The sequence below is a fragment of the Sphingomonas sp. 10B4 genome (genome assembly GCF_035019905.1).
In the GTDB taxonomy this organism is placed as follows: Bacteria; Pseudomonadota; Alphaproteobacteria; order Sphingomonadales; family Sphingomonadaceae; genus Sphingomonas; species Sphingomonas glacialis.
Map to the genome: position 1 here is coordinate 65,786 of NZ_JASJVC010000012.1, position 13,936 is coordinate 79,721.

14 protein-coding genes are annotated in these 13,936 nt (G+C 65.5%); 7 read left to right on the top strand and 7 right to left on the bottom strand.

Annotated elements, in window-relative coordinates:
* Positions 1 to 123 precede the first annotated feature (123 nt).
* Positions 124 to 1,593: an amidophosphoribosyltransferase gene (purF, locus tag QN347_RS05935; RefSeq protein WP_322163022.1), complete on the bottom strand. Its 1,470-nt coding sequence runs from the start codon at positions 1,591 to 1,593 to the stop codon at positions 124 to 126.
* A 130-nt stretch (positions 1,594 to 1,723) separates the two neighbouring features.
* Between purF and QN347_RS05940 the strand changes: the two genes are divergently transcribed.
* The 5 genes from QN347_RS05940 to QN347_RS05960 all read left to right on the top strand — a co-directional run bounded on the left by QN347_RS05940 (position 1,724) and on the right by QN347_RS05960 (position 5,349).
* Positions 1,724 to 1,972: a Rho termination factor gene (locus QN347_RS05940; protein ID WP_322163023.1), complete on the top strand. Its 249-nt coding sequence runs from the start codon at positions 1,724 to 1,726 to the stop codon at positions 1,970 to 1,972.
* A 145-nt stretch (positions 1,973 to 2,117) separates the two neighbouring features.
* Positions 2,118 to 2,480, top strand: coding sequence for a phosphoribosyl-AMP cyclohydrolase (hisI, locus tag QN347_RS05945; protein WP_322163025.1), 363 nt, complete (start codon positions 2,118 to 2,120; stop codon positions 2,478 to 2,480).
* On the top strand, positions 2,480 to 3,022 hold the full coding sequence (locus tag QN347_RS05950; protein ID WP_322163026.1) for a hypothetical protein: 543 nt from the start codon (positions 2,480 to 2,482) through the stop codon (positions 3,020 to 3,022). Before hisI ends, QN347_RS05950 begins: the two co-directional genes overlap by 1 nt.
* A 105-nt stretch (positions 3,023 to 3,127) precedes the next feature.
* Positions 3,128 to 3,547 carry a MerR family transcriptional regulator gene (locus QN347_RS05955; RefSeq protein WP_133189090.1) on the top strand — a complete coding sequence of 140 codons (420 nt, stop codon included), beginning with the start codon at positions 3,128 to 3,130 and terminating at the stop codon, positions 3,545 to 3,547.
* The gene (locus tag QN347_RS05960; RefSeq protein WP_322163027.1) at positions 3,547 to 5,349 is read left to right on the top strand and encodes an acyl-CoA dehydrogenase C-terminal domain-containing protein; all 1,803 of its coding nucleotides are present in this window, start codon (positions 3,547 to 3,549) and stop codon (positions 5,347 to 5,349) included. The genes QN347_RS05955 and QN347_RS05960 overlap by 1 nt, the downstream gene beginning before the upstream one ends.
* Positions 5,350 to 5,395: 46 nt before the next feature.
* On the opposite strand, the gene QN347_RS05965 is transcribed toward QN347_RS05960, so the two are convergent.
* The 3 genes from QN347_RS05965 to QN347_RS05975 form a co-directional block, all read right to left on the bottom strand.
* On the bottom strand, positions 5,396 to 6,706 hold the full coding sequence (locus QN347_RS05965) for a cell wall hydrolase (RefSeq protein ID WP_322163028.1): 1,311 nt from the start codon (positions 6,704 to 6,706) through the stop codon (positions 5,396 to 5,398).
* 298 nt (positions 6,707 to 7,004) lie between these two features.
* Positions 7,005 to 7,925: a cysteine synthase A gene (gene cysK / locus QN347_RS05970; RefSeq protein ID WP_322163030.1), complete on the bottom strand. Its 921-nt coding sequence runs from the start codon at positions 7,923 to 7,925 to the stop codon at positions 7,005 to 7,007.
* Entirely contained in the window at positions 7,922 to 9,205 is a 1,284-nt protein-coding gene (locus tag QN347_RS05975) for an MFS transporter (protein WP_322163031.1), read from the bottom strand. Before QN347_RS05975 ends, cysK begins: the two co-directional genes overlap by 4 nt.
* Before the next feature lie 255 nt (positions 9,206 to 9,460).
* On the opposite strand from QN347_RS05975, the gene pdhA reads away from it, so the two are divergent.
* On the top strand, positions 9,461 to 10,507 hold the full coding sequence (pdhA, locus tag QN347_RS05980) for a pyruvate dehydrogenase (acetyl-transferring) E1 component subunit alpha (RefSeq protein WP_133189084.1): 1,047 nt from the start codon (positions 9,461 to 9,463) through the stop codon (positions 10,505 to 10,507).
* Entirely contained in the window at positions 10,507 to 11,907 is a 1,401-nt protein-coding gene (locus tag QN347_RS05985; RefSeq protein ID WP_322163034.1) for a pyruvate dehydrogenase complex E1 component subunit beta, read from the top strand. Before pdhA ends, QN347_RS05985 begins: the two co-directional genes overlap by 1 nt.
* Positions 11,908 to 11,924: 17 nt before the next feature.
* On the opposite strand, the gene QN347_RS05990 is transcribed toward QN347_RS05985, so the two are convergent.
* From QN347_RS05990 to QN347_RS06000, 3 genes are read right to left on the bottom strand one after another with little or no spacing between them, the layout of a single operon-like run.
* Positions 11,925 to 12,653 carry a hypothetical protein gene (locus QN347_RS05990; RefSeq protein ID WP_322163035.1) on the bottom strand — a complete coding sequence of 243 codons (729 nt, stop codon included), beginning with the start codon at positions 12,651 to 12,653 and terminating at the stop codon, positions 11,925 to 11,927.
* A complete protein-coding gene (locus tag QN347_RS05995; protein ID WP_133189082.1) occupies positions 12,650 to 13,261 on the bottom strand; it encodes a TadE/TadG family type IV pilus assembly protein in 612 nt (203 codons plus the stop codon). Before QN347_RS05995 ends, QN347_RS05990 begins: the two co-directional genes overlap by 4 nt.
* A complete protein-coding gene (locus tag QN347_RS06000) occupies positions 13,258 to 13,755 on the bottom strand; it encodes a hypothetical protein (protein ID WP_323493987.1) in 498 nt (165 codons plus the stop codon). The genes QN347_RS05995 and QN347_RS06000 overlap by 4 nt, the downstream gene beginning before the upstream one ends.
* Positions 13,756 to 13,936 lie beyond the last annotated feature (181 nt).

Below are 13,936 nucleotides of genomic sequence, written 5' to 3' on the forward strand. Positions count from 1 at the left end.
CTCCCTTTGAGCCCCTCCCCTTCAGGGGAGGGGTTTGGGGGTGGGTACGTGCCTCGCAGAGCGCCAGCGCCCGTTACCTCCCCACCCCAACCCCTCCCCTGAAGGGGAGGGGCTATATGTCGCTTAAATGACGCGTTCCGCGAGCAGCGCGAACTGATCGACCGAGGATACGTCGTCCTGGTCGGTCAGGCTGGTCGGGTAATCGCCGGTGAAGCAGGCGTCGCAATGGCTCGGCCGGATCGCGTTGCGCTGCGGCTCGCCGAGCGCCTTGTAGAGACCGTCGATCGAAACGAAGGCGAGGCTGTCGGCCTTGATATACGCTGCCATTTCCTCGAGATTCTTGGTCGCGGCGAGCAGCTTGGCGCGCTCGGGCGTGTCGACGCCGTAGAAGCACGAATGCCGCGTCGGCGGGCTGGCGATGCGCATATGCACCTCGGCGGCGCCGGCTTCGCGCATCATCTCGACGATCTTGAGGCTGGTCGTCCCGCGCACGATCGAATCGTCGATCAGCACGATTTTCTTGCCCGCAATCAGCGCGCGGTTGGCGTTGTGCTTAAGCTTGACGCCGAGATGGCGGACCTTGTCGCTCGGCTGGATGAAGGTGCGCCCGACATAATGCGAGCGGATGATGCCGAGCTCGAAGGGAATGCCCGATTCCTGCGCATAGCCAAGCGCCGCCGGCGTGCCCGAATCGGGGACGGGGATGACGAGGTCGGCCTCGACTGGACTCTCGATCGCCAGCTGCGCGCCGATCGCCTTGCGCACGGTGTAGACGCTGCGATCCTCCGAGATCGAATCGGGGCGCGAGAAATAGACATATTCGAAGATGCACGGCCGCGCCGCGACGGGCGCGAAGGGGCGGTGCGAGGTGATCTCGGTGCCCTTGACCATCACCAGTTCGCCCGGATCGATCGAACGGACGAAGGTCGCGCCGACGACGTCGAGCGCCACGGTCTCCGACGCGAAGATGATCGACCCGCCATCGGGGCCATCGACCTTGCCCATCACGAGCGGACGGATGCCGAGCGGATCGCGGCAGGCGATCATGCCCTCGGGCGTCATCACGATCAGCGAATAGGCGCCTTCGACGCGCTTGAGCGCATCGATGAACTTGTCGACGGTGGTGCGGTAGTTCGAGGTCGCGACGAGATGGATGATCGTCTCGGTATCGCTGGTCGACTGGAAGATCGACCCGCGCCGCACCAGATCGCGCCGCAGCCGCAACGCGTTCGAGATGTTGCCGTTGTGCGCGATCGCGAAACCGCCCGAGGCGAGATCGGCGTAGAGCGGCTGCACGTTGCGCAACGCCGTCTCGCCGGTCGTCGAGTAGCGCACATGGCCGCAAGCGACCGAGCCGCGCAACGGGACCATGATGTCCTCGCGGTCGAAATTGCCCGCGACATGCCCCATCGCGCGATGGGTGTGGAATTCCACCCCGTCGAAGCTGGTGATGCCGGCCGCCTCCTGGCCGCGGTGCTGCAGCGCGTGCAGCCCGAGCGCAACCAGCCGGGCCGCGTCGGTCGCGCCGGAAATGCCGAAAATGCCGCACTCTTCGTGCAGCGTGTCGTCTTCATGTGGGTTCGTGGTCAGCATATCGCCCTTCGGGGGTAGCGCTCGCGGTGGCATATAGGGAGGGCTCCGGGGTTTGTCGCGCTTTTGTAACAACGCGCGGAGCGTTTGGTCGCATCGCGGGTTTTTTGGCGTTGAATAGCAGGAGGTTGCGGTGGCGAAGGATCATGGACCGAGCGTCAAGGACGACACGCTCTACGAGGATCTGCGCCGCGACGGCGCGTCGAAGGAAAAAGCCGCGCGAATCGCCAATGCCAAGGCGGCGGGGACGATCGACCATCGCGCGACTGCGCTCGAGGATCGAACGAAGGACGATCTGATGAGAGAAGCGCGCGAGATCGGCATTGCCGGCCGATCGAAGATGGCCAAGGCGGAATTGGTGAAGGCGATTCGCGAGAATTGAGGATGCCACCCGTCATCCCGGCCTCGTGGCGGGGCCCACCGTGCAACGCGCGCGGCCGCTTGAACCAAAACGCGGGATTGCCGCCCGGTGGACCCCGGCACCGGGCCGGGGTGACGGAAGGGGGGAGCGGCGCTATTGGCAAGCCATGCCTGATCCCCGCGAAACCGGCCTAGTGCTGGACCCGAAATACGATGCCGCCGGCTTGATCACTGCGGTCGCAACCGATCGCGTGACCGGCGACGTCCTGATGCTCGCGCATATGAATGCCGAAGCGCTGGCGCTGACGGTGGAAACCGGGGTCGCGCACTTCTGGTCGCGCAGCCGGGCCGCGCTGTGGAAGAAAGGCGAGACCTCGGGGCACGTGCTCCAGGTCAGCGACATGCGGATCGATTGCGATCAGGATGCCGTGTGGCTGATCGTCGATCCCGCTGGCCCTGCGTGCCACACCGGCGCGCGCAGCTGTTTCTACCGCCGCATCGAGGGCGATCGGCTGGCATTGGCGGAATGATGCCGAGGCGGCGCACGCGCGCATGGGGGAGGGCGCAGGTCGCGCTTGTCGTACTGACCCTGCTGCTGGCCGGATGCCATCGTGGCGCATCGGATCCGGCCGCGTCGCCGACGCCGCAGGGGCTCGAAGCCGCCGCGATCCAGGCGGGCGTCATCCCCGACCCGGCAAGCACCGATCTCACCGGCGTCTATGCGACCGGGAACGACCGGATCTGCATCGTGCCAAGCGCGAAGGCGTATCGGATCGGCGTCTTCGTCGATTATGACGAGACGCAGAATTGCGGCGGATCGGGCGTCGTCACGCGCGACGGCGACACGCTGCACGTGACACTCGGCGCGAGCGGCGATGGCTGCACAATGGATGCGCGGTTCGAGGGCGATCGCATCGTTTTCCCGCCGCGCGTTCCCGACGCGTGCCAGAAGGCGTGCCGCGGTCGCGCGTCGATCGCCGCGCTCGATGTGACGCGGCTGAGTGAATCGGCGTCGGAAGCTGCAACGCTGCGCGACGCGCGGGGGCGTTTGCTGTGTGGGGATGGCGGGTAGCCTAGCCGCGGGTTCGCGACGGACTGGTCAGCCCGACCCACGAAACGATCCCGCACCGGCGCCTTCCGGGTTGACGTTCACGTAAGCGGCAACTATTTAGCGGGCATGTCCAGCGATCCCGCCTATGCCTTGATCGAGCGTCATCCCGATCGCGATCATTTCTCGATTTCCGATCTCTCGGCAGAGTTCGACGTCACCGCGCGTGCGTTGCGCTTCTACGAGGATGAGGGGCTGATCGCCCCCGAACGCCGCGGCACCGCGCGGATCTATTCGCAGCGGGATCGTGCGCGGCTCGCCTGGATCCTGCGCGGCAAGCGCGTCGGTTTCTCGCTGTCCGAGATTCGCGAGATGATCGATCTTTACGATATCGGCGACGGACGCCGCGCGCAGCGTGCCGTCACGATCGAGCGCTGCCGCAGCCGCGTCGCTTTGCTCGATGCGCAGAAGCGCGACATCGACGCCGCCATCGCCGAATTGACCGAGTTCATCGAGCTCGTCGAACATAATCATCCGAAGGAAGCCTGATGCCCCAATATACGCCCCCCGTTCGCGACGTCCGCTTCGTGCTCGAGCATGTCGTCGGCCTCGAAAACTATGCCAACCATGCCGGCTTCCAGAACGCGACCCCCGACGTGGTCGATGCCGTGCTCGACGAAGGCGGCAAGTTCGTCGCCGAAGTGCTGTTCCCGCTCAATGCCTCGGGCGACCAGGAAGGCTGCACGCGTCACGAGGACGGCTCGGTCACCACGCCCAAGGGCTTCAAGGAAGCCTATGACGCGTTCGTCGAATCGGGCTGGGGCACGCTCAGCGCGCCGGAAGAATTCGGTGGCCAGGCGATGCCGCACGTCGTCTCGACGGCGTTCCAGGAGTTCATGATCTCGTCGAACATGGCGTTCGCGATGTATCCCGGCCTGTCGCACGGCGCGATCGCTGCGCTGCTGGCGAAGGGCTCGGACGAGCAGAAGGCGAAGTACGTCCCCAACATGGTCAGCGGCAAATGGGGCGGCACGATGAACCTGACCGAGCCGCAGTGCGGCACCGATCTCGGCCTCATCCGCACCCGCGCCGAGCCGCAGGCCGACGGCTCCTATGCGATCACCGGCACCAAGATCTTCATCTCGTCGGGCGAGCATGACCTGACCGAGAACATCATCCACCTCGTGCTGGCAAAGACGCCGGGCGCGCCGGAAAGCTCGAAGGGCATTTCGCTGTTCGTGGTGCCGAAGGTCCTCGTCAACGACGACGGCTCGCTCGGCGCGCGCAACCCCGTCACCTGCGGCTCGATCGAGCACAAGATGGGGATCCATGCCAATTCGACCTGCGTGATGAACTATGACGGCGCGATCGGCTGGCTCGTCGGCGAGGAGATGAAGGGTCTCGCCGCGATGTTCATCATGATGAACGCGGCGCGCCTCGGCGTCGGCCTGCAGGGCTTGGGCGTCGCCGAAGTCGCCTATCAGAACGCCGTCCAGTACGCGCACGACCGTCGCCAGGGCCGCGCGCTGACCGGGGCCAAGGAGCCGAACGAAAAGGCCGACACGCTGTTCGTCCACCCCGACGTCCGCCGCATGCTGATGGAAGCCAAGGCGCTGACCGAGGGCTTGCGCGCGCTGTGCCTGTGGGGCGCGCTCCAGGTCGATCTCGAGCATGCCGGCGCGACCGAGGAAGAGCGCCAGCTCGCTTCCGACCTGATCGGCCTGCTGACCCCGGTCATCAAGGGCTACGGCACCGACAAGGGCTATGACGTCGCGACCAACGCGCAGCAGGTTTACGGCGGCCACGGCTACATCGCCGAATGGGGGATGGAGCAATATGTCCGCGATGCCCGTATCGCGATGATCTACGAGGGCACCAACGGCGTCCAGGCGATGGATCTGGTCGGGCGCAAGCTCGCGCAGAACGGCGGTCGTGCGGTCCAGGCGTTCTTCAAGGTCGTCGCCGACGACGTCGCGGCGGGCAAGGCCGATCCCGCGACCGCCGACTTCGCGTCGCGCCTCGAAAAGGCCAATGGCGAACTCCAGGCGGCGACGATGTGGTTCATGCAGAACGGCATGCAGAACCCCGACAATGTCGGCGCCGGCGCGCACAGCTACATGCACATCATGGGCATCGTTGGCCTGGGCGTGATGTGGCTGCGGATGGCGACGGCTGCGACCAAGCTCAAGGCAGCGGGCGAGGGGGATCAGGCGTTCCTCGACGCCAAGCTGATGACCGCGCGCTACTTCGCCGAGCGGATCATGCCCGAGGCGGGCGCGCTGCGTCGCAAGATCGAGGCTGGTGCCGAAGCGCTGATGGCGATTCCACCGGAAATGTTCGTAGCGGCGTAAGCGCCGCGCGCCTCTTCTCGCATCCGGCAGGAGGAGGCGCGCCCGCCTATCGCGGCTCGAATGTCTGCGTCACGGCGGATGACGGTGCTGCATCGGCCTTGCGGCGCACGCCGACCAACGCATCGGGGACCGACGCCGGCGATCCCGGCGTTCGCGTCGCACTCGGCAGGGCATCGGGCTTAGCGATGTCTGCGCCGCGGGCACTCGGCAGATAGACCTGCTGCTTCATGCACTGCGATAGATCGGCGCGCTTGAACTCGGTGCAATTCCAGAGCGCCTTGTCATAGCCCCGCGCCCGGTCGCGCAGATAGCTGAACGACAGAGCGGCGATCTGCGTCGGCTGAAGCGGCAGCGCGGCGGGTGTCTTGGTCTTGTCGCTCCACCCCATCACCTTGCAATACGCGCGGTCGCCACAGGTCCGTGCAGCGAGCTGCGCGAAGCCGTCGGGTGTCATCTTCTTGGCATCGAGCGTCAGCAGGAAGCTGCCGTCGTCGCTGGCGAGCTCGCTCGGCAGCGGAGTCGCTGCCGCGACCGGGTCGATATAGAGTGCCTCGGTCGCGACCATCGAAGGCCCGTCGCGATGCGCGTCCGAATAGGTGGCGAGTTGCGCGATGATCGGCTCGTCGTTTGACACGTGGCGGTTGAAGGCGGGCGGGGTGCCCCACCAGCCGGTCCAGCGGAAGAACAGATGCGTGTTCACCGCGGCGATCTTGTCGAGGCTCGACTGCCAATAGGGCACGACCCAGTCGGTATGGTAATGCGTGGCATAGCCGACCGGCTTGAACACCGCGCCGGTCAGCGCCGCGGTCGCGGTCTCGCGCGCGCGTGTCCATTGCGCGTCGAGCCAGCCATGGCGCGCGAGCGCGCCGTCGCAGGTAAAGGTGAACTGGCAGCCGGTCGAGCGCTCGGCGCCCTGGAACACCACGCCGCAGATCGTCTTGGGGAAGGCGGGATGGCGGACGCGGTTGATCACCACCTGCGCGACCGCGCGTTGCCCGACTGGATCGTCGCCGGCTTCGTAGAGAACCGCGGCGGCCATGCAGTCGATCGCGCGGGCACGCTGGATCGGGTCGCCGGCGAGCTTGAACGGGCGCGCGGCGGGGTTGGGGCCATCGACGAACGGTACGCTCGCGTTGAACGCGCGGGCGTCGTCGGGGTCGAGATCCTGGAACGCGACGGGCTCGACTGGCGGCAGCTCGGCGGCGGGGACGACGCGCTGCGCTGCGCTACGCGCGACATGGTGGCGCACGAGTGGCGGCGCGAAGCGGATCAGCAGGACCGGGACGAGGATCGCGAGCGTCGCGATCGCCACGACGATCGCGCGCAGCGTGGCGCTGGGAGGGCGGAACGGGGTCATGCGATCAAGACCGGGAATTGAGAAGCAACGGGGGCACGAACGGCTCCTGACCGAAATGGGCCAGCGCCTTTAGCGCATTCCCGCGCGGATACGAAATGGGCGCGATGTCATCGCCGTGCGCGGTCCGGTTCGGTTCGGAAGGGGCGAACACCCCCCAACCGTCACCCCGGCCTCGTGCCGGGGTCCACCGTGCCGCATGAGCAACGGCGGCGTGCGGCTATCCCGGTGGACCCCGGGACGAGCCCGGGGTGACGAACAAATGTTTGTAGCTTGTCCGGCCCGCGTGTTGCGACGGGGCTCAGCTCTCCGGCAGGAAGTCCGGCACCGACAGATAGCGCTCGCCCGTGTCGTAATTGAAGCCGAGCACGCGCACGCCCTCGGGCAAATCGGGCAGCTTCTGCAGGATCGCGGCGAGCGTCGCGCCCGAGCTGATCCCGACGAGCATCCCTTCCTCGGCCGCCGAGCGGCGCGCCATGTCCTTGGCGATCGCCGCATCGACCTTGATCGCGCCGTCGATCGCCTGGGTGTGGAGGTTGGCGGGGACGAACCCCGCGCCGATCCCCTGGATCGGGTGCGGGCCGGGCGAGCCGCCCGAGATCACCGGCGAGGCGGCGGGCTCGACCGCATAGACCTTGAGGTGGGGCCAATCCTGCTTGAGCCGTTCGGCCACGCCGGTGATGTGCCCGCCGGTGCCGACGCCGGTGATGATCACGTCGATCGGCGAATCGCGGAAGTCGTTGAGGATTTCGAGCGCGGTCGTGTGGACATGGACATCGATGTTCGCGGGATTCTCGAACTGCTGCGGCATCCACGCGCCGGGCGTCTGCTCGACGAGCTCGAGCGCACGCTCGATCGCGCCCTTCATGCCCTTCTCGCGCGGGGTGAGGTCGAAGGTCGCGCCATATGCCAGCATCAGCCGGCGGCGTTCGAGGCTCATGCTCTCGGGCATGACGAGCACGAGCTTGTAGCCCTTGACCGCGGCGACCATCGCCAGGCCGACGCCGGTGTTGCCCGAGGTCGGCTCGATGATCGTGCCGCCGGGCTGGAGATGGCCGTCACGCTCGGCCGCCTCGATCATCGCCAGCGCGATGCGGTCCTTGATCGAGCCGCCGGGGTTCGAGCGTTCCGACTTGATCCACACTTCGGCGCCGGGGAACAGCTTCTGGACGCGGACGTGCGGCGTGTTGCCGATCGTGTCGAGGATCGTGTTGGCTTTCATGGCGTGGCCTCCAGTTCGAGATCGCGGGAATCTTGGGCGCTTTTGGGCAGATCGAAAGTCTTGGCATTACGAATGCTGGGGAACAGATAGGTCCACAGGATCGTAACGACAATCGCCCCGCCGCCCCCGACCAGCACCGCGCCGACCGGCCCGAGCGCCGCCGCGAGGAACCCCGACTCGGCCTCGCCGAGCTCGTTCGACGCCGAAATGGTGAGCTGCGATACCGCGCCCACACGCCCGCGCTTGTCGTCGGGTGTGTGCAGCGTGATGAGCGACTGGCGGATATAGACCGAGAACATGTCGGCCGCGCCCGCAACCGCCAGCGCCCCCAGACTCAGCGCCATGATCTGCGACAGCCCGAACACCACCGTGGCCACGCCGTAGACGAGCACCGCGCCGAGCATCTTGGGCCCGACATTGGTCTTGATCGGGCGGAACGAGAAGAACAGCGCGACGACCGAGGCACCGGCAGCGGGCGCGGCGGCGAGCAGGCTCAGCCCCTGCGGCCCGACCTTCAAAATGTCGTGCGCGTAGATCGGCAGCAATGCGCTCGTCCCTGCGAGGAACACGGCGAACAGATCGAGCGTGATCGCGCCGAGCACCAGCTTGTTCTGCCCGACATAGGACAGGCCGTCGACGATCTGGCGCAGCGGGTTGCCCTTGTTCGGGGTGATCGTGCGCGGCACCGGGGGGATCGTCAGCATGCACGCCAACGCGACCGCGAACAGCACCGTGGCGAGCGCATAGGCGCCCCACGGCGCGGCGGCATAGGCAAAGCCGCCGAGCGCCGGCCCGACGATCGTGCCGACTTGCCACGAGATCGAGCTCAGCGCGATCGCGGTCGGGAGGACTTCGCGGGGGACGAGATTGGGCGCAAGCGCGCCGAACGCCGGACCCGCAAACGCGCGCCCGAGCCCGAGCAGCACCGCGACCGAGAACAGGACCGGCAACGTCATGCCGCCCGAATAGGTGACGAGCGCGAGAATCAGCGCGCACGTCACTTGCAAGGCGAGCGTGCAGCGCGTGATCAGCCGCCGGTCGAATCGGTCGGCGACCCAGCCGGTGAGTGGCGTCGTCACGAACAGCGGCACGAATTGCAGCAGCCCAATCAAGCCGAGCTGCGCCGCGGCGCCGGCGGGGGACATCGTCGTCCGCGCGATCGTGTAGGTCTGCCACCCGATCACGATGATCATCGCATTTTGCGCGATCGTCATCGCGAAGCGCGCCGCCCAATACGAACGGAATTGCGCGATGCGGAGCGGGTGGCGGGCGGCGGTCATCTCGCCCCGCCTTAAGCGGTGCGATGCGGGAGGGGCAATCGAGGATGTGCTTGGCCTGTGGAAACTTGCGCTGTTCGCACGTCATCCGGGACTTGATCCGCGATCGACGCGTGCCACGCGCTTTCGCTACCGTGGTGGCGGTTCGGCGGAAAACATCGGCGATGCGCATCGTTTTGACAGGGGCGATTGATATCGGCGCAACATCGCGCCTATAGGCTCGGCGTCCCTCTCCCCAGGTCATGAGGTCTTCCAGACGTGGCAAAAGCCCCCGCTGCCGTAAAGGCACTACCCCCCGTGCCGAACCGCGAGCGCCCCGACGAGCCCAAAGCGTACGAGGCCTCGAAGGAAGAGCTGCTCGAATTCTACAAGCAGATGCTGCTGATCCGCCGCTTCGAAGAGAAAGCCGGACAGCTGTACGGCCTCGGCCTGATCGGCGGTTTCTGCCACCTCTATATCGGCCAGGAAGCCGTTGCGGTCGGCCTGCAGTCGGGTCTCGATGGCGACAAGGACTCAGTCATCACCGGGTATCGCGATCACGGCCACATGCTCGCTTACGGCATTGATCCAAAGGTGATCATGGCCGAGCTGACCGGGCGCGGCGCGGGCATCAGCCGCGGCAAGGGCGGATCGATGCACATGTTCTCGACCGAGAAGAAGTTTTACGGCGGCCACGGCATCGTCGGCGCGCAGGTGTCGCTCGGCACCGGCCTCGCCTTCGCGCACAAGTATAACGAGGATGGCGGCGTCGCCATGGCCTATTTCGGCGACGGTGCGTCGAACCAGGGCCAGGTGTACGAGAGCTTCAACATGGCCGAGCTGTGGAAGCTGCCGATCATCTATGTGATCGAGAATAACGAATATGCGATGGGCACGAGCGTCAACCGCTCGTCGGCCGAGGACCAGCTGTTCCGCCGCGGCGAATCGTTCCGCATCCCGGGCATCCAGGTCGACGGCATGGACGTGCTCGCGTGCCGCGGTGCCGCCGAGGAAGCACTCGCCTGGGTCCGCGCCGGCAAGGGGCCGATCATCCTCGAGATGAAGACCTATCGCTATCGCGGCCATTCGATGTCCGATCCGGCCAAGTACCGCTCGCGCGACGAAGTCCAGGCGGTGCGCGACAAGTCGGACCCGATCGACCACGTCAAGAAGCTGCTCGACGCGCAGGGCGTGACCGAGGCCGAGCTCAAGACGGTGGATCAGGAGATCCGCAAGATCGTCAACGAAGCCGCCGACTTTGCCGAGCAGGCGCCCGAACCCGAGGCTGCCGAACTCTACACCGACATTCTGGTGGAAACGTACTGATGCCCATCGAAATCAAGATGCCCGCGCTTTCCCCGACGATGGAGGAGGGCACGCTCGCCAAATGGCTCGTCAAGGAAGGCGATGTCGTCAAGTCGGGCGACATCATGGCCGAGATCGAGACCGACAAGGCGACGATGGAATTCGAAGCCGTCGACGAAGGGACGATCGGCAAGATCCTCGTCGCCGAGGGCACCGATAACGTGAAGGTCGGCACCGTCATCGCGACGCTGACCGCCGAGGGCGAAGCGCCCGACGCTGGCGGCGACGCCAAGCCGGCCGCTGCTGCGCCTGCACCCGAGCAAAAGCTCGAGGCGACGCCTGCGGCCAAGCAGGCCGAAACCGGCACGCAGCAACTGGCCGATGCCGCCAAGCACAAGGCCGAAGTCAGCGACCCCGCGATCCCCGAGGGGACCGAGATGGTCACGCTGACGTTGCGCGAAGCTTTGCGCGACGCGATGGCTGAGGAAATGCGCGCCGATAAGCGCATTTTCGTGATGGGCGAGGAAGTCGCGCAGTATCAGGGCGCGTATAAGGTCACGCAAGGCTTGCTCGAAGAATTCGGCGACAAGCGCGTGATCGATACGCCGATCACCGAATATGGCTTTGCCGGCATCGGCACGGGCGCCGCGATGGGCGGGCTTCGCCCGATCGTCGAGTTCATGACCTTCAACTTCGCGATGCAGGCGATCGATCACATCGTGAATTCGGCCGCCAAGACCAATTACATGTCGGGGGGCCAGATGCGCTGCCCGATCGTGTTCCGCGGGCCGAACGCCGCCGCAAGCCGCGTCGGTGCGCAGCATTCGCAGAACTATGCGCCGTGGTATGCGAGCGTCCCCGGCCTGATCGTGATCGCGCCATATGACGCGGCCGACGCCAAGGGGCTGCTCAAGGCGGCGATCCGCACCGAGGATCCCGTCGTGTTCCTCGAGAACGAGCTGCTCTATGGCCGCACGTTCGAGGTGCCCAAGCTCGATGACTATGTCCTGCCGATCGGCAAGGCGCGGATCATGCGCGAGGGCAAGGACGTGACGATCGTCAGCTATTCGATCGGCGTGGGCTTGGCACTCGAAGCCGCCGAGAAGTTGGCCGCAGAGGGTATCGACGCCGAAGTGCTCGACTTGCGCACGCTGCGTCCGCTCGACACCGAATCGGTGCTCAAGAGCCTCAAAAAGACCAACCGCCTCGTCGTCGCCGAGGAGGGTTGGCCCACTTGCTCGATCGCGTCCGAAATCCAGGCGCTGTGCATGGAGCAGGGCTTCGACGACCTCGACGCACCCGTGCTGCGCGTGACCAACGAGGATGTGCCGATGCCCTATGCGGCGAACCTCGAAAAGCTGATGCTGGTCAACGCCGACAAGATCGTCGCGGCGGTGAAGCAGGTGACGTACCGGGGCTGATCAGCCCCGGATACGGATCAGCTCGTATATTTATCGCAGGTGGAGGCGGTCGCGGCTGGAGTTGGATTGTAGATCTGACGATAGTCGCGATTGTCTCTGACGAGCAGCGATCCTGTATAGCGAATGACTTGCGGGGCGACGAACATCGATCCGAACAGCGGTTTGTAATTGTAGTTGATCTCGACGAACATCACCGCATTGTCTTGCGGAGCGCTGACCTTGCCGCCGGTCGGCCCCATGCCCGCCGTTGTCACGGTTCCGGCGTCGGCCGCGGTGTTGCTCGTCCCATCGGTGGCCTTGGTCGTGCCATAGGATGAGTCGTAATTGACGCCGCTCATCTTTCCGAAACACCGCTGCCAATGGATCCGCTGAACATAGGCGGTGTCGTAGGTCTGCTTCGTATTCTCGAGGCTCGATAGCGTGACACGCCCGTTCGTGGCCAGATCGAGCGCGGTGCTGGCGAGGCGAATGCCCTGGAACGCATCGTTCACGTCCGCCTCGCGCAATTGGATCACGCCCCCGCCGGCGTCTAGCCCGAGACGCGACGTCGTGTCGGCGAGATTGAGCGCATATTGGCTGATGCGCATGTTCGTCAGCGCGACCGACGACAATTCGATGCCATATCCGCCGACCGTCAGCACGAGCGGCAGCGTGAGGGCAAACTCCATCAGGGCAAGCCCGCTCTTGGCACGGGCGAGCCGGCGCGAACAGTCGCGCAGCGCGGCGATAGGATCGGGATGGATCACGGGCACACCAAAGTGGGAGTGTAGGAGACCTGCCCGGCATAAGGCTGGTTCTTCAGATAGGTCGTGGATGAATTCGTGACCGTTTGCGAAAGGCCGGCAAGGCCGGCCATGGGAAACAGCCGGGGATAGGTGATCGTCATCTTGTAGACGACGACGTCGCTCGCGCCGCCCTGACCCGACGCGCCGGGATCGGCGTCCCACGTCTTGTTGCCGTTGACGTCGGTGAAGCATTCGGTCGCGGCGTCGTACACCTTGTTGCCGTTATCGTCGCGGAACGATTCGGGCGCGATGTTGCCGAACTGCGAATAGCTCTTGCGCGACGAGACATAGGTCGCGCTCTTCATCACCAGCCAGACCGACGCCATCACTTTTTGGTCGATCGCGGCGCCGCTCGGGGTCGTATCGTTGCCCTGGATCGTCGAATCGCGTCCGGCCTTCTGCATCGCCCCGTCGAGGATCGACATGATGTACCCCTGATAGGCCAGGTCGGACAAACCCATGATCAACAAGATCATCACGGGGGCGACGACCGCGAATTCGATGATCGTCGCGCCGCGCGTGTCGCGGACGATCCGCACGACGCGCCGCGCTTCACGCACGATCCTCATTGCGTGATCCGAAGCTGCGCGATGCGTTGCGCGATGCTCTTGAAGGCCTTGGTCAGATCATCCTTGCTCGATGCCTGGAACGTCTGCCCCGGCGAGGCGCAATAGGTCAGGTCGGTCGTGACTCCGGTGCCGACGGCCACGACATAGATGGTGATGCCGCGCTTCTTGGCGGCATCGCACTCGACGCGGAAGCGCGCGGTATGATTGTTGTAGTCGGTGGTCGAATTGCCCGCTCCGCCGGTACGATTGTCCCACTGTTCGACGCCATATTGTCCGTAGGACGTCTGGCTCGGCGACATCGTGCCGTCGGTCATGAACACGATATTGCGCGTGGGATCCTTGCGGCCCGGCCATGCTGCCGTGTCACTGGCGAAGACGCCGGCAGGTGCCAGCATGCGCGTTCCCCAGATCATCCCGACATCGTGGTACGTTCCGCCGAACGGCTTGAAATCGACATTGTAGACATAGTCGTTGACCTGTTGTGCGGTCCACACCTTCAGCCGCTGGGCTGGCATACCGCATGCCGACGAGCCCAATTTGTCCATATAACCGGCTTTGTTGCAAAACTGACGTTGGGGATTCACGTAGGGAATCGAGTGGGATAGATGGGCGTGATGCCCAAACCTGCCGCACCTGTGTATCGCACGACGAACTGGCCTGAGTATAATGCGGCGC